We start from the raw sequence: 20,834 nt of genomic DNA on the forward strand, positions 1-20,834 counted from the left end.
AGATGTGATGCGCGCCATTATCCTGGTTTATGCTACGTACATAATTATCCGCACATGCAGATATGAGATTTGCGCTGACAACCAGTGAAAGGTGGCCGCACGAAATGAGCGACCGAAGCAAGCGTGCCGATTCAACCCCTGGCCTGAACAACATCAAGCGAGACGCAATCGGTACCGTCATGGGAGTCTTGACGAAGTTCACCGGCTCCGACCTGGCAGAGAAGTACGGTCTGAGCAAGAAGGTGGACCGCGTTGCCTACCAGTCCACCAAGACCGGCATGCGCACCCTCGGTGCCGTGAACCGCCAGTTCAAGAAGATCAAGGGCTCCGGCAAGCCGGTACGCCTGGCCAACCAGACCACCGACGAGAACAACCAGCCCGTCCCGACCGAGGCACCGGCACCGGGCAAGGCACCGTTCGACCTGACCCCGACCGAGGATCAGGAAATGATCGTCGCCGCCGTGCGCGAGTTCGCTGAAGAGCGCCTGCGCCCGACCGGCCACGACCAGAACGAGGCATCCGAGCCGGCAGAGGGCTTGCTGGAAGCTGCCGCCGAGCTGGGCGTTGCCCTGATCAACCTGCCGGAAGAGTACGAGGGCATCGCCTCCGCCTCCGGTGCCACCACCAACGCTCTGATCGCCGAGGCCCTGGCATTCGGCGACATGGGCCAGGCCGTCGCCATCCTGGCACCGGCCGGCGTGGCCAACGTCATCACCAACTACGGTGACGACTCTCAGCAGAAGACCTACCTGCCGGAGTTCGCGGGCGAGTCCGTCCCGGCTTCCGCAGTGGTCGTCTCCGAGTCCCGCCCGCTGTTCGACCCGTTCACTCTGCAGACCACCGCCGTCCGCGAGGGCGACGACATCGTCATCAACGGCGTGAAGACCATGGTTCCGAACGCAGGCAAGGCCGAGCTGTTCGTCATCGCAGTGAACCTCGACGGCGAGAACACCTTCGTCATCGTCGAGTCCGACACTGAGGGGCTGGTCGTCGAAGCTGACCCGTCCATGGGTCTGCGTGCCGCCGCCCTGGGTCGCCTGCTGCTGAAGGACGTCCGCGTTCCCGCCAGCCAGCTGCTGGGTGGCAAGGACCTGCCCGCCGACGAGCGCAAGGAAAACTACGCGGAGATCATCCGCCGCTCCCGCCTGGGCTGGGCCGCACTGGCAGCCGGCACCGGCGAGGCCATCCTCGAATACACCAAGAAGTACGTCAACGAGCGCGAAGCATTCGGCGAGCCGATCTCGCACCGCCAGGCAGTGGCCTTCATGGTCGCCAACCTGCGCATCGAGCTCGACGGCCTGCGCCTGATCCTGCTGCGCGGTGTTTCCCGCCTGGATCAAGGCCTGTCCTTCAACCGCGAAGCCGGCCTTGCCCGCCGCTACGCATCCGACAAGGGCATGGTCATGGGCCTCGACGGCGTGCAGCTGCTCGGTGGCCACGGCTTCACCAAGGAGCACCCGGTCGAGCGCTGGTACCGCGACATGCGCGCCATCGGCATCGCCGAGGGCGTAGTCGTCGTCTAACCCCGCCACAATTCGAATCCATATCGAATAAGCACAAGGAACTTGAAGGAACCACATCATGATTAATCTGGAACTCCCCAAGCGTTTGAAGGCGGGCCAGAACCAAGCGCACCAGGCCGCCGCCGAAATCTTCCGCCCCATCTCCCGCAAGTACGACCTCGCGGAGCACGAGCGCCCCGTCGAGCTGGACACCATGGCCAGCCTGGTCGAGGGCATGGCAGACGCCGGCCAGGCAATGGCTGGCGCCTCCGGTGGCCGCGGCGATGACAAGAAGAAGACTGAGGGCGTCAAGAATGGCGGCAACATGGCCTCCATCCTCAACGTCCTCGAGACCTGCTGGGGCGACGTGGGACTCACCCTGTCCATCCCCTACCAGGGCCTGGGCAACGCAGCCGTAGCAGCCGTCGCCGATGACGAGCAGCTCGAGCGCTTCGGCAAGATCTGGGCCGCCATGGCCATCACCGAGCCGCAGTTCGGCTCCGACTCCGCAGCCGTCGCCGCCACCGCCAAGCTGGATGGCGACGAGTACGTGCTGAACGGTGAGAAGATCTTCGTCACCGCCGGCGAGCGCTGCACCCACGTTGTCGTCTGGGCATCCGTCGACAAGTCCGCAGGCCGCGCAGCCATCAAGTCCTTCGTCGTCCCGCGCGACACCCCGGGCTTCGAGCTGGTCCGCCTGGAGCACAAGCTGGGCATCCGCTCCTCCGACACCGCGCACTTCATCCTGGACAACGTCCGCATCCCGAAGGAGAACCTGCTGGGCTCCCCGGAGGTGGACACCAAGAAGGGCTTCGGCGGCGTGATGGCCACCTTCGACAACACCCGCCCGATGGTTGCCGCCATGGCCGTTGGTGTTGCCCGCGCTTCCCTGGAGAAGCTGCGCGAGATCCTCACCGACGCAGGTGTAGAGATCGATTATGACGCCCCCGCGTGGAACCAGCCCGCAGCTGCCAGCGAGTACATTCGCCTGGAGAGCGACTGGGAAGCTGCATACCTGATGACCCTGCGCGCAGGCTGGATGGCTGACAACAAGCAGCCGAACAGCAAGGAAGCCTCCGAGTGCAAGGCGAAGGCCGGCCGCATGGCTACCGACCTGACCCTGCGTGCGGTTGAGATCGCCGGCGCTTATGGCTACTCCGAGCGTGACCTGCTGGAGAAGTGGGCTCGCGACTCCAAGATCCTGGATATCTTCGAGGGCACCCAGCAGATTCAGCAGCTGGTTGTTGCTCGCCGCGAGCTGGGTCTTTCCTCCAAGGAGCTCAAGTAGTAGCTGGCTGCGCGAGAGCGCAGGCAGCGGCTACGTTGCGCGCTGCCGCCCGCGCCTAGCCGGCTAACAGCCTGGCTGCGAGCTGCGCGCTCGAGTCTGCGCCCTCGCCTAGCTGCCTAGGACAGGCGCACCGAGTGATCAACGGGGCCATGGCCTTTACCGACAAGCAAACGGTCGGCATTGGCGATGGCCTCGTTGAGCCATTTAGTGGACCAATCCAGCGCATCCTCTAGCGAATCACCCGCGCCCAGCCGAGTGGCCAGCGCAGAAGACAAAGAACACCCCGTGCCGTGGGTGTTTTTTGTTTCCACGCGCGGGGAGCTGACCTTATGCGTCTTCCCGGCAGGGGATACTGCAATGTTTCCGGCCTCCGGCCCGGCCAGGTGACCCAGCTTCACGATGACGGTGGTGTCGGTTTCCCGCGCCCACTTCGCGGCAACCTCCACGGCCTCCTGCTCGCTGGTGGCCAGTTCGGTCTTGGTGAGGAGTGCTAGTTCGGGGAGGTTGGGCGTCACAACCGAAGAAGCGGCAGCGAAGTCCCGCAGTGCGTCCTCGGCGTCCGCAGTAAGCAGCCGGTCGCCCGAGGAAGCCACCGCCACTGGATCCAGCACCGTCGTGACCTGGTGGTTCTGCAGGTAATCGCGGATGGTCTGGATGGTCTCCGTGTCGCCGAGCATGCCGATCTTCACGGCATCGACGGTGACGTCGTCGAAGACAGAGTCCAACTGCGCGCGGAGGAAGTCCAGCGGGGGAGTGTGGATCTCGCGCACGCCCTGCGTGTTCTGCGCGACCAGGGCGGTGATGACGGACATGCCGTAGCCGCCCGCCGCCATGATGGACTTCAGGTCCGCCTGCGCGCCCGCCCCGCCTGTCGGGTCGGTGCCGGCGATGGACAGCACGCGCGGGCGGAGGGGGCTGGGGTCGCTGGGGTTTGGGTTGCTGGGGTTGATGTCGGGACTGTTGTTGGTCATGCCCCTCATTATGGCGCATTTGCTTGCGCCCACCGCCTCGGTTGGCTTTACGCAGCGCTAAATGTCGTTAGAACGAGAAAGTGTCACATTTGCTACCTGTGTAGCCCTGACGGCAATGCTCTGACCAGCAGTTTTGCTAAAACGAAAAACGTTTCCGATAACGTATTCTCGTTCTAACGACATTTAAGCCTTTTTGGATGGGCTGCGGGGTGGCTACAGGCCTAGGGGCGAGGCCGTGACTGGTGGGCGGCCACGGCTGCGGCCGGGAGGGCTAAGGCTGTGGCAGCTCGCGCGGAACCACCTTGCCCACCGCGTTGCGGGGGAGCTTGTCCAGGTAGACGAAGTAGCGCGGCACACTGTGACGAGCCAGGTGAGCCTTGACCTCCGTCTTTGCCTTTTCCTCGAACTCCGCCTTCTCCTCGTCGGTCAGCTCGGCCGCACTCTTGCCCTCCGGCACAACCCACGCGCACAGTGCCTGGCCAAACTCCGGGTCATCCACACCACGCACGGCGGACTCGGCGACACAATCCATGGAGTTAATCACGTCCTCGGTCTCTTGCGGGAAGACGTTCTCGCCACCAGAGACGATCATGTCGTCGCTACGGCCAGAGATGAACAGCAGACCCTCGTCGTTGTAGTAGCCCAGGTCTCCGGTGGCCACCATGCCGTCGATGATCTCCTTGTCGGAGCCGGGGCGCGTGTAGCCCTCGAACAGCATGTCGTTCTTCACGAAGATGCGCCCGATCTCGCCGTTCGGCAGCTCGTTGCCGTTATCGTCCAGAACCTTCAGTGTCGTTGCCATCGGCGGCTTCCCGGCAGTGTTGATGTGCTTGCGCAGATCCTCCGGAGTGGCGATGGAAGCCCAGCTGACTTCCGTCGAACCGTAGAGGTTGTACAGCACGTCGCCGAACTTCTCCTGCGTCTCGCGCACTACCTTCGGCGGCAGTGCCTCGCCGGAGGTGGCGATGATCTTCGTGCCAGAGTTGAAGTTCTCCGGCACGACCTCCAGCATGCGGCGCAGCATCGTCGGCACCATTGCGATGGTGTACGGGCGGTTCTTTTCAATCAGCTTCACGGCAGCTTCGGGGGAGAAGCGGCGCTGCATGATCATGGTGTTGCGCAGCGCGAGCGCCAACTGGATCTGTGCGAAGCCCCAGGTGTGGAACATCGGTGCGGAGAGGAACGACGGCCGGTGGTGGCGCATCGGGATGCGGCTCATGATGGAGGACGCTGGCATGTACGTCTTCGGCTCCGGTCGACGCGCTCCCTTCGGGGTGCCGGTAGTTCCGGAGGTCAGGATGATGGTGCGCCCCTGGCGCGGGCGGGCGGGGATAGAGAGATTTTCCGGGGTGGTGCTCAGCACCTCGTGCAGGGAGGGCCAGTCCTCACTACGGGTGGCGTAGTCGCCACTGTTGATCGCATCCCGAACGTTGGAGGCCTTCTTCAGTGCTTCCTCCGCCTCACGGGTAAGCCCTAGCGTGTCTCCGTTTTCCCAGGCGACGACGACCGGGCAGGCGTCGAAATCCTTCGGTAGAAGCGGCAGGAATTCCTCGTCGATGAAAAGAATGTCGATCTTTTGTTCCTGTAGCACGGCCTGGGTCTGCTTTGCTGACGCCCCAGTATTGAATAGCACAATGTCCGTACCCAACCGACCGTGTGCACACAGGGTGAGAATGAATCCGCGGTGGTTACGGCACAGGACGCCGATGCGGTCACGCTCGCGGACGCCGGTGCGGAAGAGGGCTTGCGCCAGGGCGGTGGACTGCTCGTGCAGTTCTTGGTAGGTCATCGAGCCGGCGTCGTCGATGATGGCCGTGTGGTACGGGTCGCGCGCGGCGCCGATGGCCAGCAGGCCTGCGGGCAGGAAGCTCCACTGGATGATGCCCTTGAGGGCTTTGCCGGCTGCGACGGGACCCATGGATCCCAGGACGCCCGATTTGAACAGGGGCAGTGTGCCTTTGAGAAGTGTGCCGGCGGTCCCGATCTGTTCGGTGAGGGAGGGCTTGGGCAACTGGGCGGCTGCTGCTGCGTTCATTTCTGGGTGACTCTCCTTGGGTCAGTCTCTCTGAGCTGGTTTCTTTGGGCTGGTTTCTCTGGGTTGGTATCTCTGGGGTGCTCTCTCCGTGGCGGCTTCTCCTGAGGCGCCCTCTTGGAGGGGTTCTCAAGTACCACTGCCTCGAAGTTTTAGTGGCGTGCATCACTTTAATGTTTCTGGACTAAAAAGTTCTCGGTTTGAAAAAATAACTATGAAGCAACAGGTTGTGGGGGAGTCGGGGAATAGGGGTTTATAGGGGGCGTTCGCTGACGGCGTACAGCTTAGAAACTTAAGCTCAGAATGCCTGTTGACCTGCTGGTATGTGGGTGGTTGAGGCCGAGGTGGCGTCGGAATAAAGCAACAACAACACAGTGTTGTGTGAAAGGCGATATGAGTTGTCCACGCTCACGGCTAAGGTGGGCAACATTGGCGAATACGCAAGCTACATCTTTTGAAAAAGGGAGCACACCATGTTCGAGAGGTTCACGGATCGCGCGCGCCGCGTCGTTGTGTTGGCGCAGGAGGAAGCACGCGCGCTGAATCACAACTACATCGGCACCGAGCACATCCTGCTCGGCTTGATCCAAGAAGGCGAAGGTGTCGCAGCGAAGGCCCTGGAATCCATGGGCATCTCCCTGGACGCCGTACGCACCGAGGTCAAGGACATCATCGGCACCGGTGGCCACCCGCCGAGCGGCTACATCCCGTTCACCCCGCGCGCCAAGAAGGTGCTGGAGCTCGCACTGCGCGAGGCGCTGCAGCTGGGCCACAAGTACATCGGCACCGAGCACATCCTGCTGGGCCTCATCCGCGAGGGTGAAGGCGTGGCAGCGCAGGTGCTGGTCAAGCTCGGTGCAGACCTGTCCCGCGTGCGCCAGCAGGTAATCCAGCTGCTCAGCGGCTACGAGGGGAACGAGGAAGAAAGCGGTGGCGGCGAGCCCGCTACCGCCGGTGTGGGCAGCAGCCCGGAGGGCGCGCCGAGCCGCCCGGGCCAGAAGTCCAACTCCCTGGTTTTGGACCAGTTCGGCCGCAACCTTACTCAGGCAGCCAAGGATGGCAAGCTGGACCCGGTCGTGGGCCGCGAGAACGAGATCGAGCGCGTTATGCAGGTGCTGTCCCGCCGCACCAAGAACAACCCAGTGCTGATCGGCGAGCCCGGTGTGGGTAAGACCGCCGTGGTCGAGGGCCTGGCGCTGGACATCGTCAACGGCAAGGTGCCGGAGACGTTGAAGGATAAGCAGCTGTACTCCCTGGACCTGGGCTCCCTCGTGGCGGGCTCCCGCTACCGTGGTGACTTCGAGGAGCGCCTGAAGAAGGTGCTGAAGGAGATCAACCAGCGCGGAGACATCATCCTGTTCATCGACGAGATCCACACCCTGGTCGGCGCAGGTGCCGCCGAGGGTGCGATCGACGCTGCCAGCATCCTGAAGCCGAAGCTGGCCCGCGGCGAGCTGCAGACCATTGGTGCAACCACCCTGGACGAGTACCGCAAGCACATCGAGAAGGATGCCGCGCTGGAGCGTCGCTTCCAGCCGGTGCAGGTTCCGGAGCCCTCCGTGGAGCTGACCGTGGAGATCCTGAAGGGGTTGCGCGACCGCTACGAGGCGCACCACCGCGTATCTATCACCGACGGTGCGCTGAAGGCCGCAGCCCAGCTGGCAGATCGCTACATCAATGACCGCTTCCTGCCGGATAAGGCCGTGGACCTGATCGACGAGGCCGGCGCTCGCATGCGCATCAAGCGCATGACCGCCCCGAAGGTCATCCAGGACATCGACGACAAGATCGCCGAGGTGCGCCGTAAGAAGGAAGCCGCCATCGACGACCAGGACTTCGAGAAGGCAGCAGCCCTGCGCGACGACGAGCGCAAGCTGGGCGAAGAGCGCGCGGAGAAGGAAAAGGCCTGGCGCGCCGGCGAGCTGGACGAAGTCGCCGAGGTGGGCGAGGAGCAGATCGCCGAGGTCATGGGCACCTGGACCGGTATCCCCGTGTTCAAGCTCACCGAGGAAGAGTCCACCCGCCTGCTGCACATGGAAGACGAGCTGCACAAGCGCATCATCGGCCAGGACGATGCCGTCAAGGCCGTCTCCCGCGCCATCCGCCGCACCCGCGCCGGCCTGAAGGACCCGAAGCGCCCGTCCGGTTCGTTCATCTTCGCCGGCCCGTCCGGTGTGGGTAAGACCGAGCTGTCGAAGGCACTGGCCGAGTTCCTGTTCGGCGACGACGACGCGCTGATCCAGATCGACATGGGCGAGTTCCACGACAAGTTCACGGCATCCCGCCTGTTCGGTGCGCCTCCGGGATATGTCGGCTACGACGAGGGCGGCCAGCTGACCGAGAAGGTCCGCCGCAAGCCGTTCTCCGTGGTGCTGTTCGACGAGATCGAGAAGGCCCACACGGAGATCTACAACACCCTGCTGCAGGTGCTGGAAGACGGTCGCCTGACCGACGGCCAGGGCCGCATGGTGGACTTCAAGAACACCGTCCTGATCTTCACCTCGAACCTGGGTACCAGGGACATCTCCAAGGCTGTGGGCATGGGCTTCAGCGCTTCCGGCGAAGCCGACGAGGAGACCCAGTACGAGCGGATGAAGCAGAAGGTCGACGACGAGCTGAAGAAGCACTTCCGCCCGGAGTTCCTGAACCGTATCGACGACATCGTGGTCTTCCACCAGCTGACCCGCGAGCAGATCGTGCAGATGGTGGACCTGCTGCTGGGCCGCGTGCGCACCGCGCTGCAGGCGAAGGACATGGACCTGGAGCTCACCGAGCAGGCGAAGTCCCTGCTGGCCAAGCGTGGCTTCGACCCGGTACTGGGCGCCCGCCCGCTGCGCCGCACGATCCAGCGCGAGATCGAGGATCACCTGTCCGAGAAGATCCTATTCGGCGAGATCGGCGCCGGCGAGATCGTCACCGTCGACGTCGAAAACTGGGACGGCGAATCCAAGGGCGACGATGCGAAGTTCGTCTTCGGCACCAAGCCCAAGCCCCTGCCGGAGGTCGGTGAGGAGGACTTCGCCGCCGACGAGGCCCAGGAGGCGGTGTCCGTCGCCGCCGAGGGCAACGTGCCGGAGGATAAGGGTTTTGACGCCGCAGATTCCAGCGACGACTGGAATCAGAAAGGCTAATTAAGCCTTGTTGAACTGCACTGGGCGATCGTGGATCACGTTATCCACCCAGTCCAGGGCAGGCAGCATGTGCGAGAACATCGGCAGCATGTGATCGCCAAGCGGGAACGTGCGCGGGATATTGTGCTCCGCGTAGTTCACCTTCGTGCCACCCTCCGCCCACTGGCGGGCCATACGGCGGCTCTGCTCAACCGGGATCGTGTCATCGTTCGTGCCATGGCCGACGTACACAGGGACCTGGGGTGGGCGGCTGCCGATGCGTTGGGCGTCAACAAGCTTCTTGAACGGCTCCTGCTCCAGCAGCTCCGTGAGTGACTCGCCGTTCTTTGTCAGCGTGCGCGTATCCGTGTATGCGTGGCGTGCGAGGGATTCGGGGACGCATTCGCTGGCGGTCTGGCGGACGAAATCCTTGCCCTTGTCATTCATCTTTTCCTCCACGGCGCCGCGGATCTCCGGGTTGGAGACGAGGAACCCATTCAGCGTGTAGCCCAGGGCGGCGGCCAGCGGGCCGTTGTCGATGGCGGTGGCAGTCATAGCCAAATCCGCCGGCACACCACCCGCGTAGCCGGCCTTCAGGTTGATCTCCGGGGCGTAAGTGTGAGCCAGCTCCAGAGCTGCAGCGGAGGAACCGCCGCCCTGCGAGTAACCCCACACCGCGACCGGTGCGGCCTTCGGCACTCGAGGCATGTTCTTCGCCGCGCGAGCCATGTCCAGGGTGGCGTTGCCCTGATCCACACGGTTCATGTATGTGTGCTGCGCCGGGGTGCCCAGGCCGTTCAGGTCGGTCAGCGCCACAGCCCAGCCACGGGAGAGGGCGGCGGCGACGGGCGCGGCCTCATACTCCAAGCCCATCGGCAGCAGCTTGCCTGGGGCGCACGCATCTCCGCTGCCCTGAGTGCCTGGAGCTACGACCAGCAGTGGGCGCTCCCCGCCACCGGTGTAGGGAGCGCGGGGCACCAGCACGGTGCCGGTGACGGGTACGGTCTCGCCGCGAGAATTGGTGGAAACGTAGGCTACGCGCTGGGCCTCGCTGTTCGTCCAGTCGACGAAGGGGATTCCGAGGGCAAAGTTGCTGGGGGCAGTCTTGATGATTTCCCCTGGCTTGCCCTTCACCTGCAAGGGCAGGGAGGAGTAAAAGCCATCCGGGTCGTAGTTGGGCAGAGAACCCACTACGGACTTGCCGCTGCCAGTGGCGGCGGCCTTGGAGGCGGATCCCTCGACGGAACCATATAGTCCGCCGGGTGCTGCGGTGGCCGGGGCCATTCCGGAAGCGGCGATGGCGGCGGGCAGCAGAACTGCGAAGGTAGCGGTTAGGGTACGGGAGCGGAGGGGACGGGAACGGTTGGAACTTCTACGAGAAAACGTCATAGGGGAATCCTAAGCGTTTTCTCTGTCCGAAGTATTAGGTATTGCTAATTAGCCCCGTGAAGTGGGGGTATCGGTTGCGCTGTCTGCGGCTACTTCGGCGCTGTCTTCTGTGCCTTCGGTGTCCACATTCGCCGTGAACGGATCCAGCGCCTCCAGGTCCACGTCCTTGTCCTCGTCATTTGGCACCTTGCGGGTCAGGTCGATGACCAAGCCAATGGCGGTGAGGAAGATGGTGGGCAGCAGCCAGCCCATGCCTGCATCCATCAGCGGGATCCAGCTCAAGGCGCCCTGCAGATCGTCGACCGGCACGTTTAGGGCGGCCAGGAAGTCGATGAAGGAGAACAGGAAGGCCACGGCCACGCCGATGCGGTAGGAAAACACCAGCTTGTGCTGGCGGCACAGCAGGTGCACATAGGAAAGCGCGATAAGCACGATCGCCGGCGGGTAAATCAGGCCGATCACCGGGCCGGAGACGTTCAGGATCTTTTCCAGACCCAGGTTGGCGATAGCGAGGCCAACGAGCGTCAAGATGGTCGCCCACCAGCGGTAGCTGATGGCCGGAACTAGCTCGTGGAAGAACGTGGACGATGCTGCGGTCAGGCCAACGACGGTGGTAATGCAGGCCAGCAGAACGATCAATGAGAACACGATCTCGCCTGTGTTGCCCATGGTCAGATGCGCAGCGGAGCTCAGGATAGCTGCGCCGTCGCTGTAGCTTTCCTTCTCTGGCATGCGGGCGCCGACCAGGCCGAGGCCCAGGTAGACCAGCATGAGGAAGAAACCGGCGGTGAAGGCCGCAATGCCGGAGAGCTTGACGATGCGCTTGTGGTCGGTCTCGCCCTTCTGGCTAAAAGCGCTCACGACGATAAGCGCGAAGGCTAGTGCACCGATGGAGTCCATTGTGAAATAGCCCTGGGAGATGCCGCTGACCAGCGGGTTGGAGGTGTACTCCTCAGTGGCGGGAATGCTCGGGGAGTTCAGCTTCTGCAGACCGACGATAGCCAGCACGGCCAGCAGGATCAGCAGTACTGGGGTTAGGGCCTTGCCTAGGGTATCTACGACCTTGCCAGGCCAGAGCGTCAGCAGGAAGCAGATCAGGAAGAAGGCGAACGTGCCCGCCAGGCGCCACCAGCCACCGGAGAGATCGAAGGTGGATTCGATGCCCAGCTCGTAGCCGATCGCTGCGGCGCGCGGTACGGCGTAGAGCGCACCGATGGAAAGGTAGGCAACGATCGCGAAGATGAGCCCGAACAGTGCGCCGGCGCGAGAGGCCAGGTCGCGCACACCGTTGCCGGAAATTGCGATGGCGATGACCGTCAGCACCGGCATGAGTACTCCGGTCAGCAAGAAGCCGATCATGGCAGGGGTGAAGTTCTCGCCGGATTCCACGCCGAGCATGGGCGGGAAGATGAGGTTGCCGGCGCCGAAGAACATGGAAAACAACATGAGGCCAACGGCCGCCACGGTGGTAGTTGTGTTTGGCTGCTTGGCAGTCGAGGAGGGTGGAGTCGACATAAAATTTTCCTATTGTGATCTGGGTAACGTTTATCACTCTAATGCACGTATCCCCGTAGAGCCTAAGCCGGTCAAAACTATTTGCGTTTTGCCCCTATTTCGGGCGGAGATTCTGCGGGGATTCTACGGAGCTTTCTCAGTGCGGTAGCTGGTACATTGCACCGTCGCGAGCTACCAGCCCGTCGTCGAGCAGCGATTGCAGGGCTCGCTCGAGCTGCTCGGTTGCGGGCCACAGTAGGTCTATCTCTTTCTTTGTGACGCCACCTTCCCCCGCTTCCCGCAGTAGCCCCATAATCTTTCCGCGGACCTGGCGATCGGTCCCCACGAACTTCTGCACGCGCCGGGCCGCGGCTTGCGCCTCCGCCTCCGTCGGCTGCGGCTTGCCCGACTGCACCCACGCACAGTCGTCGATTACGGGGCACTGGTCGCACGCTGGGCTTTTCGCAGTGCAGATCAAAGCGCCGAGTTCCATGAGTGCGGCGCACATCAGATTCGCGGCGTCTCGGTCTGCGTCTCTTGTGGCGTCAGTGCCCGTGTCTGTGCCCTCCCAGGAGCCGGTGCCCGTGTCGGTGGGCTGGGGTTGGGGCGGTGGAGGCAGTTGGCGTCCAACTAAACGAGGGTCTGGATCGACGTGGGGCAGCAACGAGGCCACATCCGCCAAGTCGCGCGCGCGGGCGGGGCCCTGCAGGTAGCGTCCGTCGACGAGGCGGCGGTAGACGCGGCGCACATTCGTATCCACAACCGGCACGGCCTGGCCGAAGGCGAAGGCCGCGACGGCGCGGGCGGTGTAGTGGCCGATACCCGGCAGGGCCTCGAGCTCGGCGATGTCGCTGGGAACCTCGCCGCCGTGGCGTTCCACGCAGGCGAGCGCGCACTCCTTTAGGCGCAGCGCGCGCCGGGGATAGCCCAGGTTGGCCCACATTTTTAGGATCTCGGACCGCGGCGCCTCGGCCAGATCCGCCGGGGTGGGCCAGCGTTCCAGCCAAGCTTGCCAGAGGGGAATCACGCGGGCGACGGGCGTCTGCTGGCTCATGACTTCGCTCAGCAGAATCGCCCACGGGGTGGTGTCCGGATGGCGCCACGGCAGGTCGCGGGCGTTGCGCGCGTACCAATAATTCAACTTGGCAGGCAGGCTGCTATGCGAGCCGGTGGGCAGGTTGGGGGAGGCGGCGGAAGGGGAGTTCATTGCACGAATCACTGTAGCGCGGTGCACAATGGAATCATGACTTCCAGCCAACATAAGACCCCGCAGCAGGCTTGGGATAGCCTGCGTGAAGGCAACGAACGTTTCATGCGCGGCGATTCCGACCACCCGCACCAGGACTTGAGCCGCCGCATTTCCCTGCAGGAGGGGCAGAAGCCCCAGGCCGTGGTGTTGGCGTGTTCCGATTCCCGCGCGCCGGTGGAGATCCTCTTCGACCAGGGGCTCGGCGATGTCTTCGTGATCCGCACTGCCGGAGAGATCACCGACCTGTCCGTTCTGGCCTCCCTGGAATTCGCGGTGGACTCCCTGGAAGTACCGCTGGTTGTGGTGCTGGGGCACGAGAAGTGCGGTGCGGTTGCGGCGGCCTCCCAGGCGTTGAACGGCGGCGACATGCCCGCGGGCTTTCAGCGCGTGCTCGTGGAGAAGGTCACGCCCTCGTTGCTGTCCGCGAAGAAGCGCGGCATGGAAAGTAGTGACGCCTTCGAACGCAACCACGTGGCGGAGATCGCCGACCACATCGTGGATCGTTCGCCGGAGATTCAGGCGCGATTGGCCGACAACCGTTGTGCCGTTGTGGGGCTGCGCTACCGCCTGTCCGATGGTCTGGCCGAGCCGCTGGTCAGCTATGGCCTGGATATTGAGGGTGCGCAGCGCGTTCACTAGGAGTTTTGCGGCGTTCATTCCGTGTCTATGCGCCGTCTTTTAGCGGGCAGCCTTTAGCATTAGTTGCGTGACTGATGAAGACAACAGGCGCCCGTTGCCACGCGAAGTGTATATCCGCCGCCGTATTGCTGCGGTGGTGATCTTGGTCGTTGTTATCGGTGTGATCTGGGCTTTGATCAGCCTGGTCAGTGGGGGAGGGGACTCCGAGAACACGGCGTCCACCGAGACTGCCATCACTACCTCCGAGCAGCAGGATATGACTAGCTCGCCGGAGCCGCCGAAGGGTACGGAACCGAGCGACTCGGAGGACGAGAAGGCGTCCGAAAAGGACAAAGATAAAGACAAGGACGACGAGAGCGACGAGAACAAGGACGAGAAGAAGGATTCTTGCTCGCTTGCCGACCTGCGCGTCACCGCTCGGCCGGGTGCTCCGACGTTTAACGCGGAGCAGCAGCCGAACTTCTTCGTGAAGATCGAGAACCCGACGAACGCGGATTGCGACATCAACTTCGATGATTCCCCGCTGAAGTTCGAGGTCTTCACCATGGGCAACTATGAGCGCGTGTGGGGAGACATCGACTGCAACGAGCCGGAGGTCGTAGGCGATACGAAGATCAAGGCCGGCGAGTCTGCGAACTACGAGATGGCCGCCTGGTCCCGTACCACCTCCGCTCCGGGCAAGTGCGAGGACCGCAAGCCGGTCGATCCGGGAAGCTACCTGCTGTACGCCCACGTGGGCGACAATACTTCCCAGCCGGCCTCGTTTAACTTGCAGTAGCCAGTAATGGCCCAGCCGGTGGACTAGTCAGTAGATAGGCAGTAGTTGACCGCCTGGCAGAGCGTGGAGACCTCCTTTACCTTCATGCCCTTCGGCGCCTCGTAGTGGCAGTTCTTTGGCACCAGCGCGGTGTGGAATCCCAGCCGGTGGGCCTCTGCCAGCCTTTGGGTGAGCTGCGGAATGCGGCGCACCTCCCCGCCTAAGCCCACCTCGCCGAGGGCAACCAGCCCAAGGGGGAGCGGGGTACGTTTTGCGGTGGAGGCCAGCGCAAGCCCGGTGGCGAGGTCCGCGGAGGGTTCCAGAATCTTCATCCCGCCGACCGTGGCGGCGTAGACCTCTTTATCCGCCAGCGGCAACCCGCAGCGTTCGGAGAGCACGGCCAGCACCATCGACACTCGCGAGGCATCCATGCCCGTCATGTAGCGCTTCGGATTCTTAAACTCGCTGTTAAGCGCCAAAGTTTGCAGCTCGCCGACCATGGCGCGGCGCCCGTCCATCACGACGGTTACTGCGGTGCCGGTCACGGATTCGGTGCGGTGATGCAGGAACAACCCGCTGGGGTCCGCAACCTCCTGGATGCCGTGGGCGGTCTGCTCGAAGCAGCCGACCTCGTCTGTGGCACCGAAGCGATTCTTGATGCCGCGCAGGAAGCGCATGGAGGAGTGTTTGTCGCCCTCGAAGTTCAGCACAACATCCACCAGGTGCTCGATGGTGCGGGGGCCGGCGACCGTGCCCTCCTTCGTCACGTGCCCCACCGCGATGACGGGCGTGCCCGACATCTTCGCCAGGGTCGTCAGCGTGCTGGTGACCGCGCGGGTTTGGGCCACGCCACCAGCAACGCCTTCCACCCCAGTGGCCTGCATGGTCTGGAGGGAATCCACGATGATCAGCTCTGGGTTTAGTGCATCGACCTGCGCCAGGCCATTCTCCAGGTCGTTCTCGCTGGCCAAATAGAGCTTGTCGTGCAGTGCACCGGTGCGTTCCGCCCGGTGGCGCACCTGCCCCACGGACTCCTCCGCGGTGAGGATCAGCACCGTATGCCCCTTCTTGGCCCACGCAGCGGCGACCTCTAGCAGTAAGGTGGACTTACCCACGCCCGGTTCGCCCGCCAGTAGCACAGCGCTGCCTGGGACAATGCCGCCGCCTAAAACGCGGTCTAGTTCCCCGATGCCCGTGGGGCGGTGCTTGGCGATGGTCGGATCCACTTGGGTGACCGGTTGGGCGCTGGCCCCTGGAACTAGGCCGCCGGACCCGCGTCCCCCGCCGCGGCGCCCCGCACTAGCGCCAGCACCCGCAACTCCGGCGAGCCCCATTGCGCCCAAGCCTAAGGAGCGCGTGTCCCGCTCCTCCAGCGATCCCCATTCCCCACACTGCGGGCAGCGGCCCATCCACTTCGACAGCTGGTGGTCGCAGGAGGTACAGACGAAAACCCGGCTTGCTTTGCTCGACTTACTTGCCATGCTCACAACAATAAACGCCACCCCGGACAACCAATGTCCGGCGGCGGCGTTTGTTCGATTTTGAGGAAGCCTTCGCTGAAAGCTTGCTCTTGGGCTACTTGTCGGTCAGGCTGCCGTCCTCGTCACGGTGCAGCTGGCCTGCTTCCGGAACATAAGCGGAAACCGGAGCGCTCAGCTCAACCTCGCCGACATCCAGCTTGAAGGTGACCTTCTTGTGGCCGCCGACGTAAACGTCATCCAGTCCCTTGATGGAGGTGGTGGCGTACTGCAGCTGCTTCTGCTCCTTGGCCTCAATGTCTTCCATAGCGAACTTGCCATCAGCAACCAGGGAGCCGCCAGCCGGAATCTCGGTCTCGTCCAGGCCGGAGATCTCCTTGCCCTCCACCTTCACGGACTCAACCTTGACGGGCTTACCGTGGGTGTCCTCGTTGGTGATAGTGAACTTCAGGGCCAGAGCGTTATCCGGGCCGACAACCACGGTGACGTCCTGAACGTCAGCGTGCTCGGCGGTGCCGCTAGCACCGTTGACAGCGGCAACCTGGCTGGAAGTCTGGGAAATCTGACCTGCACCACACGCGGACAGGGCGAGTGCGGAACCTGCTGCGACCAGCGCCAGCGCACCACGGGCAAAGGTCGTCTTCAGCGGCTGGGCCTTGAGGGTCTTCACGATGCGTTCCTCCATCTGAGGCATGTCTTAAAAGCAGTTGAATAAAAACGTCTGCACCCAGCCTAGCCTGTAGGGGGCCGGTACACCTAGCCAAGGAGGCCTTTAAGGTTAATTAGTGCCCCCTAGTGCGTACTTGCTGGGGATTTTATGCCCCAAATGCGGGTAGCGCGGTCGATTACGGTAGAATCTATCGGGTATTTACTCGGGTATTTACGCCGTGCCTGTCAGTGCCCGGCACAGCCTGTCACAGCCTTTCGGAAGGACGTTAGAGGAACACTTATGGAGTTCGCAGTCGGAGATACGGTCGTTTACCCGCACCACGGCGCCGCCGTCATCGAGGGCATCGAGCAGCGGGAGTTCAAGGGGGAAACCGTCGACTACCTGGTGCTGCGCATCAACCAGGGTGATCTTTCCGTCCGCGTCCCGGCCGCGAATGCCGAGAAGGTTGGCGTGCGTGACGTGGTGGGCGAGGAAGGCCTGCGCAAGGTCTTCTCCGTGCTGCGCGAGACCGACGTCGAAGAGGCTGGCAACTGGTCCCGCCGTTACAAGGCGAACCAGGAGCGCCTGACTAGTGGTGACGTGAACAAGGTCGCCGAGGTTGTGCGCGACCTGTGGCGCCGCGACCAGGACCGCGGCCTGTCTGCCGGTGAGAAGCGCATGCTGGCCAAGGCCCGCCAGATCCTCGTGGGCGAACTCGCCCTGGCCGAGGGCGTGGACGACAAGAAGACCGACGCGCTGCTGGCCGAGATGCAGGTCGCCATCAAGCGCCACCGCGAGGCCGCCGCTGCAGCCCGTGCCGCAGGCGTGGACGAGGACTCCAAGTCCGGCAGCTCCATTGATCTGGACGACGAGCTGGACGGCGAAGACTAAGCCGGGCAGGCGCTGTGACAGCGAACGTCTACGCACTCGTCGCCGCTGCCGGTAGCGGTACCCGCCTGGGCTTCGACACCCCGAAGGCTTTCGTCGAGCTCAACGGTCGGTCGTTGCTGGAAAGGTCGTTGGACGGCCTGGCGGCGTCCCAAAACATCGAAGAAGCGATCGTGCTGGTCAGCGAGAACATGCGCGACCACGCCGAAAGCATCGTCGGCGATCCCATCAACGTCGCGGAGTGGGCGCCCATGACCGTCAGCGTGGAGCTCGGTGGTGGAGAGCGTTTTGATTCTGTTTACGCGGGCCTCGTTGCAATCCAACGGCGATTAAGCGCTGCGGGCGAGGCCACCGAGGGGCGCTTCGTCGCCGTCCACGACGCCGCCCGCTGCCTCACCCCGCCCGCCATGGTCGCCGAGGTTGTCGACCGCGCGCGCCGTGGTGTCGCGGATGGTTCCTGGTACGGGGCGATCCCGGTGTTGCCGGTGGTAGACACTATTAAAGTTATTGACGCCCCCACCTCCGGCCCGCGCGCAGGGCAGACGGTCGTGGAGCAAACCCCCGACCGTGCCAGCCTGCGGGCGGCGGCTACGCCACAGGTATTCGACTTGGAGAAGCTGATCGAGGCTAACGAGCAGTACCTGCGCACCACGGAAATCAGTTCTGCGCATGCGGTGGATCGGGTGGGTGCCTCACCGTTGTCGCTGGTAACGGACGATGCCTCGCTGATGGAGATGGCAGGCTTCCCGGTGGTGGCGGTGGACGCTGACCCGTTAGCTATGAAGATCACCACGCCCCAGGACTACCGTGTGGCGCAGATGATTCTGAATGGCAGCGAAGGCTAGAAGGCCCGAAATAGACAAGTAGAACGCGACCAGAGGCGAGAGGCAGACCGCATGAACACCCCACACATCATTCCCCGCGTAGGTATTGCGACGGACGCCCACCAGGTGCAGCCAGGTAAGGACTGCTGGATGGCCTGCCTGCTGTGGGAAGGGCAGGATGGGTGCGAAGGGCACTCCGACGGCGACGTGGTGGCGCACGCGGTAGTGGATGCGTTGCTCTCCGCCGCAGGGCTGGGGGATCTGGGTAGTTTCGTCGGAGTGGGGCGCAAGGAATACGACAACGTTTCCGGCGAGCGCCTCCTGCGCGAGTGCCGCGAGCTGTTGGAATCCAAGGGTTTCGTGATCGGCAACGCGGCGGTGCAGATGGTGGGGAACCGCCCGAAGATGGGCACCCGGCGCGAAGAGGCCGAGAAGGTGATGGGGGAGCTGATCGGCGCGCCGGTCTCCGTCTCTGCAACCACGACCGATCACATGGGTTTCACCGGCCGCGGCGAGGGCGTGGCGGCTGTGGCGACGGCGGTCGTGTGGCAGTCGCAGAATTAGTTATTGACAATCTTTTTATGCCTTCGTAGGTTTGTTCCATCAAACAGAAACTCCGTGCACTAAAGGTCTGGAACTTCCTTGTCGAATAGCTACTCGTTTTCCTTTAGCTACCCGCGTTCCGATGAAGGGATCGAGGTCCGCTCCCTCGAGGTTCCTGCTAGCCCAACAGTGATCCTGGGTGTCAATGGTGCCGGTAAGACCACGCTTATGAAGTTGCTTGCCGGGCAGCTAAAACCGTCCAAGGGCGCTGTGCCTAAGTTGGGCCGAGCGGTGTACGTCCCGCAGCATTTCGAAAGCATCAATGGGGCGCGTGTGGTCGACTATGTTTCCTACGTCGCCTGGCTTAACGGTGCCGGTTGGGCGGAGAGTAAGAGGTCCGCAGCCTATTGGATTGAATTCGTCGGACTTAAAGCACACGCACATAAGCAATGCAGCAAGCTGTCTGGCGGGCAGCAAGCCCGCGTGCAAATCGCTACAGCCCTGAACTCTAACGCGGAGCACATTCTGCTAGACGAACCTAGCGCTGCACTCGACCCGCTGGCGAAACGGGAACTTCAAGGGCTCTATCGATCCATCGCGGAATCGGGCGTTGGTCTTTGGGTTTCTAGCCATCAGCCCTTGGAAGTAGAGAAGCCGTTCGGGCATGTGCTCGTGTTGCATGAAGGCAGAGTTGAATTCCAGGGGCCGATGGGCGATTTTCTACGAATTGGGCGTGAATCACTAGAGTCGGAGAAGTCACATCGTTATTCCGAGACTGTGAGAAACCTTGCGGAGGCATTTTCCAGGGATGGTGGTCATGGCGAGGATTAACGCTCTCAACGTTGCTTTGGTGCTCGCGGCTTCTGTGCTTGGATTGCTGAGCATTACACTCAACGCAAACCCGGTGCCTACGCAGGACAACGCGATCTCCAATAGCTTGGCCCTCTACTATTCGCTGGGGCCAATCCTTGGCTTTATCGGCGCTAAAGAGATGGCACGCTTCCGTTCCTTTTTTAAGTCCCGCGGGTCTGTGCAGGATGTTTTTAAAGTCTGGCTCAGATCCTTGGCGCTGCCACTATTGCTTGCGGTGGTAGTGGTGCTGGCGTACCTCGCAGTGCAGTTGGCGGATATCGGCTACGTAGAGTCCGGACGGTTCCTTGCAACAGGGTTGGTCTTTATTGCTCTTCACGGCGTGGCATGGCTGAGCTTGGGGGCAACTTTAGGGCTGTACCTACCAGCAATTGTGGCGATCGCTGTCGGCTTGCTTCTTCCTTATATCCTGGTCGCTTACCCGGTGTCGCTCTCAAACGTGGCGTGGCGACAAATGTTCGGGCAGCCGTTCAGCTCCTGTTGCCAAGTATCACAGAGCGTGGACCCGATTCTGTGGAAGGCTTCGGCTCTGGTGCTGGGGGCCATATGCGTTTGCTCGTTGCTGTTGATCGCGGCTTTTCATGGAAACTGGCTTCCGGGGTTGTCGGCGTGGCCACTTCGCGTGGCAGCCATTGGTCTATTCGGCGTGAGCTGTAGTTTAGGCTACGGAATCGCCCAAGACGGAAACTACAGTTCCGCGGTGCCCCGCCCCCAAGAGCACATGATCTGCGAGGGAGCGGTGTGTTACTGGCGCGAAACTCCATCTGGGCAGGTAGACGCTAACCGCAAGGTGTGGGAATCTTTGGGCGTCACTACCTATAGGCTGATCGACGCCGAACCGCAACGGGACGACGACATCCGGCTCGCTCGCTCGGGTCAACAACCGGAAGTAAAGCACGCGCTCCTGGTCGAGCTCCTCAGCAATGAACCTGCGCTTAAGGGGGCACCATCGTGTTGGGGGACCCCGCAGCAACCCGTATCCGTAGCGGAGTCTCTTCCCGATCTGACGGAAGAAGAGCTGGAACGAGCGACCTTGACGCCTTCCGGACAATGGCGCGGGGTGCATGGAACGAATGCGGGAGTGGACGTGAAGTTCATCCTGGATCGGGCGAACTCCGAGTGCTGGGAGGGATAGTGTCTGCCCAACATCG

16 protein-coding genes and 1 pseudogene are annotated in these 20,834 nt (G+C 62.9%); 10 read left to right on the forward strand and 7 right to left on the reverse strand.

The annotated features are described in order from the left end of the window. Nucleotides 1-104 precede the first annotated feature (104 nt). Together MHX52_RS02170 and MHX52_RS02175 are read left to right on the forward strand one after the other, a co-directional pair. The gene (locus MHX52_RS02170; RefSeq protein WP_049049742.1) at nucleotides 105-1,523 is read left to right on the forward strand and encodes an acyl-CoA dehydrogenase family protein; all 1,419 of its coding nucleotides are present in this window, start codon (nucleotides 105-107) and stop codon (nucleotides 1,521-1,523) included. A 58-nt stretch (nucleotides 1,524-1,581) separates the two neighbouring features. Then, on the forward strand, nucleotides 1,582-2,790 hold the full coding sequence (locus MHX52_RS02175) for an acyl-CoA dehydrogenase family protein (RefSeq protein WP_005296808.1): 1,209 nt from the start codon (nucleotides 1,582-1,584) through the stop codon (nucleotides 2,788-2,790). 134 nt (nucleotides 2,791-2,924) lie between these two features. Here MHX52_RS02175 and thiD read toward each other — a convergent pair. After that, nucleotides 2,925-3,740, reverse strand: a pseudogene (gene thiD, locus MHX52_RS02180) (bifunctional hydroxymethylpyrimidine kinase/phosphomethylpyrimidine kinase); the annotation flags it as partial. A gap of 292 nt (nucleotides 3,741-4,032) precedes the next feature. Continuing rightward, nucleotides 4,033-5,796: an AMP-binding protein gene (locus MHX52_RS02185; protein WP_049049602.1), complete on the reverse strand. Its 1,764-nt coding sequence runs from the start codon at nucleotides 5,794-5,796 to the stop codon at nucleotides 4,033-4,035. Nucleotides 5,797-6,266: 470 nt separating this feature from the next. Between MHX52_RS02185 and MHX52_RS02190 the strand changes: the two genes are divergently transcribed. Then, the gene (locus MHX52_RS02190) at nucleotides 6,267-8,924 is read left to right on the forward strand and encodes an ATP-dependent Clp protease ATP-binding subunit (protein ID WP_239316358.1); all 2,658 of its coding nucleotides are present in this window, start codon (nucleotides 6,267-6,269) and stop codon (nucleotides 8,922-8,924) included. On the opposite strand, the gene MHX52_RS02195 is transcribed toward MHX52_RS02190, so the two are convergent. From MHX52_RS02195 to MHX52_RS02205, 3 genes are all read right to left on the reverse strand, one after another. Further along, nucleotides 8,925-10,292, reverse strand: a complete 1,368-nt coding sequence (locus MHX52_RS02195) for a lipase family protein (RefSeq protein WP_239316360.1) — start codon at nucleotides 10,290-10,292, stop codon at nucleotides 8,925-8,927. Between the two features lie 48 nt (nucleotides 10,293-10,340). Further along, the gene (gene brnQ / locus MHX52_RS02200; protein ID WP_049049600.1) at nucleotides 10,341-11,807 is read right to left on the reverse strand and encodes a branched-chain amino acid transport system II carrier protein; all 1,467 of its coding nucleotides are present in this window, start codon (nucleotides 11,805-11,807) and stop codon (nucleotides 10,341-10,343) included. A 136-nt stretch (nucleotides 11,808-11,943) separates the two neighbouring features. After that, on the reverse strand, nucleotides 11,944-12,993 hold the full coding sequence (locus MHX52_RS02205) for an A/G-specific adenine glycosylase (protein ID WP_049049598.1): 1,050 nt from the start codon (nucleotides 12,991-12,993) through the stop codon (nucleotides 11,944-11,946). Nucleotides 12,994-13,029: 36 nt separating this feature from the next. Here MHX52_RS02205 and MHX52_RS02210 point away from each other — a divergent pair, with 36 nt between their 5' ends. Further along, complete coding sequence (locus MHX52_RS02210; RefSeq protein WP_049049596.1) at nucleotides 13,030-13,674, forward strand: carbonic anhydrase; 645 nt, start codon at nucleotides 13,030-13,032, stop codon at nucleotides 13,672-13,674. A 67-nt stretch (nucleotides 13,675-13,741) separates the two neighbouring features. Continuing rightward, the gene (locus MHX52_RS02215; RefSeq protein WP_053088969.1) at nucleotides 13,742-14,452 is read left to right on the forward strand and encodes a hypothetical protein; all 711 of its coding nucleotides are present in this window, start codon (nucleotides 13,742-13,744) and stop codon (nucleotides 14,450-14,452) included. Between the two features lie 23 nt (nucleotides 14,453-14,475). Here the strand turns inward: MHX52_RS02215 and radA are convergent, their stop codons facing one another. Both radA and MHX52_RS02225 read right to left on the reverse strand, forming a co-directional pair. Further along, nucleotides 14,476-15,912 (reverse strand): DNA repair protein RadA, encoded by a 1,437-nt coding sequence (radA, locus tag MHX52_RS02220; protein ID WP_080971923.1) that lies wholly within the window; start codon nucleotides 15,910-15,912, stop codon nucleotides 14,476-14,478. A gap of 94 nt (nucleotides 15,913-16,006) precedes the next feature. Beyond that, on the reverse strand, nucleotides 16,007-16,579 hold the full coding sequence (locus MHX52_RS02225; protein ID WP_237746295.1) for a hypothetical protein: 573 nt from the start codon (nucleotides 16,577-16,579) through the stop codon (nucleotides 16,007-16,009). 279 nt (nucleotides 16,580-16,858) lie between these two features. Here MHX52_RS02225 and MHX52_RS02230 point away from each other — a divergent pair, with 279 nt between their 5' ends. From MHX52_RS02230 to MHX52_RS02250, 5 genes are all read left to right on the forward strand, one after another. Then, on the forward strand, nucleotides 16,859-17,449 hold the full coding sequence (locus MHX52_RS02230; protein WP_239316362.1) for a CarD family transcriptional regulator: 591 nt from the start codon (nucleotides 16,859-16,861) through the stop codon (nucleotides 17,447-17,449). A 14-nt stretch (nucleotides 17,450-17,463) separates the two neighbouring features. Next, nucleotides 17,464-18,291, forward strand: coding sequence for a 2-C-methyl-D-erythritol 4-phosphate cytidylyltransferase (locus tag MHX52_RS02235; protein ID WP_239316363.1), 828 nt, complete (start codon nucleotides 17,464-17,466; stop codon nucleotides 18,289-18,291). A 51-nt stretch (nucleotides 18,292-18,342) separates the two neighbouring features. After that, a complete protein-coding gene (ispF, locus tag MHX52_RS02240; protein ID WP_070487267.1) occupies nucleotides 18,343-18,834 on the forward strand; it encodes a 2-C-methyl-D-erythritol 2,4-cyclodiphosphate synthase in 492 nt (163 codons plus the stop codon). Nucleotides 18,835-18,912: 78 nt separating this feature from the next. Then, the gene (locus MHX52_RS02245; RefSeq protein ID WP_049049583.1) at nucleotides 18,913-19,644 is read left to right on the forward strand and encodes an ATP-binding cassette domain-containing protein; all 732 of its coding nucleotides are present in this window, start codon (nucleotides 18,913-18,915) and stop codon (nucleotides 19,642-19,644) included. Further along, entirely contained in the window at nucleotides 19,631-20,818 is a 1,188-nt protein-coding gene (locus MHX52_RS02250; protein ID WP_239316365.1) for an ABC transporter permease, read from the forward strand. The genes MHX52_RS02245 and MHX52_RS02250 overlap by 14 nt, the downstream gene beginning before the upstream one ends. The last annotated feature ends 16 nt before the right edge of the window (nucleotides 20,819-20,834 follow it).

It is taken from the genome of Corynebacterium sp. ACRQJ (assembly GCF_022346045.1).
Lineage (GTDB): Bacteria > Actinomycetota > Actinomycetes > Mycobacteriales > Mycobacteriaceae > Corynebacterium > Corynebacterium evansiae.

Coding starts and splice junctions, on each gene's coding strand:
- MHX52_RS02170 (WP_049049742.1), top strand. CDS start 105: ATGAGCGACCGAAGCAAGCGTGCCGATTCAACCCCTGGCCTGAACAAC.
- MHX52_RS02175 (WP_005296808.1), top strand. CDS start 1,582: ATGATTAATCTGGAACTCCCCAAGCGTTTGAAGGCGGGCCAGAACCAA.
- MHX52_RS02185 (WP_049049602.1), bottom strand. CDS start 5,796: ATGAACGCAGCAGCAGCCGCCCAGTTGCCCAAGCCCTCCCTCACCGAA.
- MHX52_RS02190 (WP_239316358.1), top strand. CDS start 6,267: ATGTTCGAGAGGTTCACGGATCGCGCGCGCCGCGTCGTTGTGTTGGCG.
- MHX52_RS02195 (WP_239316360.1), bottom strand. CDS start 10,292: ATGACGTTTTCTCGTAGAAGTTCCAACCGTTCCCGTCCCCTCCGCTCC.
- brnQ (WP_049049600.1), bottom strand. CDS start 11,807: ATGTCGACTCCACCCTCCTCGACTGCCAAGCAGCCAAACACAACTACC.
- MHX52_RS02205 (WP_049049598.1), bottom strand. CDS start 12,993: ATGAACTCCCCTTCCGCCGCCTCCCCCAACCTGCCCACCGGCTCGCAT.
- MHX52_RS02210 (WP_049049596.1), top strand. CDS start 13,030: ATGACTTCCAGCCAACATAAGACCCCGCAGCAGGCTTGGGATAGCCTG.
- radA (WP_080971923.1), bottom strand. CDS start 15,912: ATGGCAAGTAAGTCGAGCAAAGCAAGCCGGGTTTTCGTCTGTACCTCC.
- MHX52_RS02230 (WP_239316362.1), top strand. CDS start 16,859: ATGGAGTTCGCAGTCGGAGATACGGTCGTTTACCCGCACCACGGCGCC.
- ispF (WP_070487267.1), top strand. CDS start 18,343: ATGAACACCCCACACATCATTCCCCGCGTAGGTATTGCGACGGACGCC.
- MHX52_RS02250 (WP_239316365.1), top strand. CDS start 19,631: ATGGCGAGGATTAACGCTCTCAACGTTGCTTTGGTGCTCGCGGCTTCT.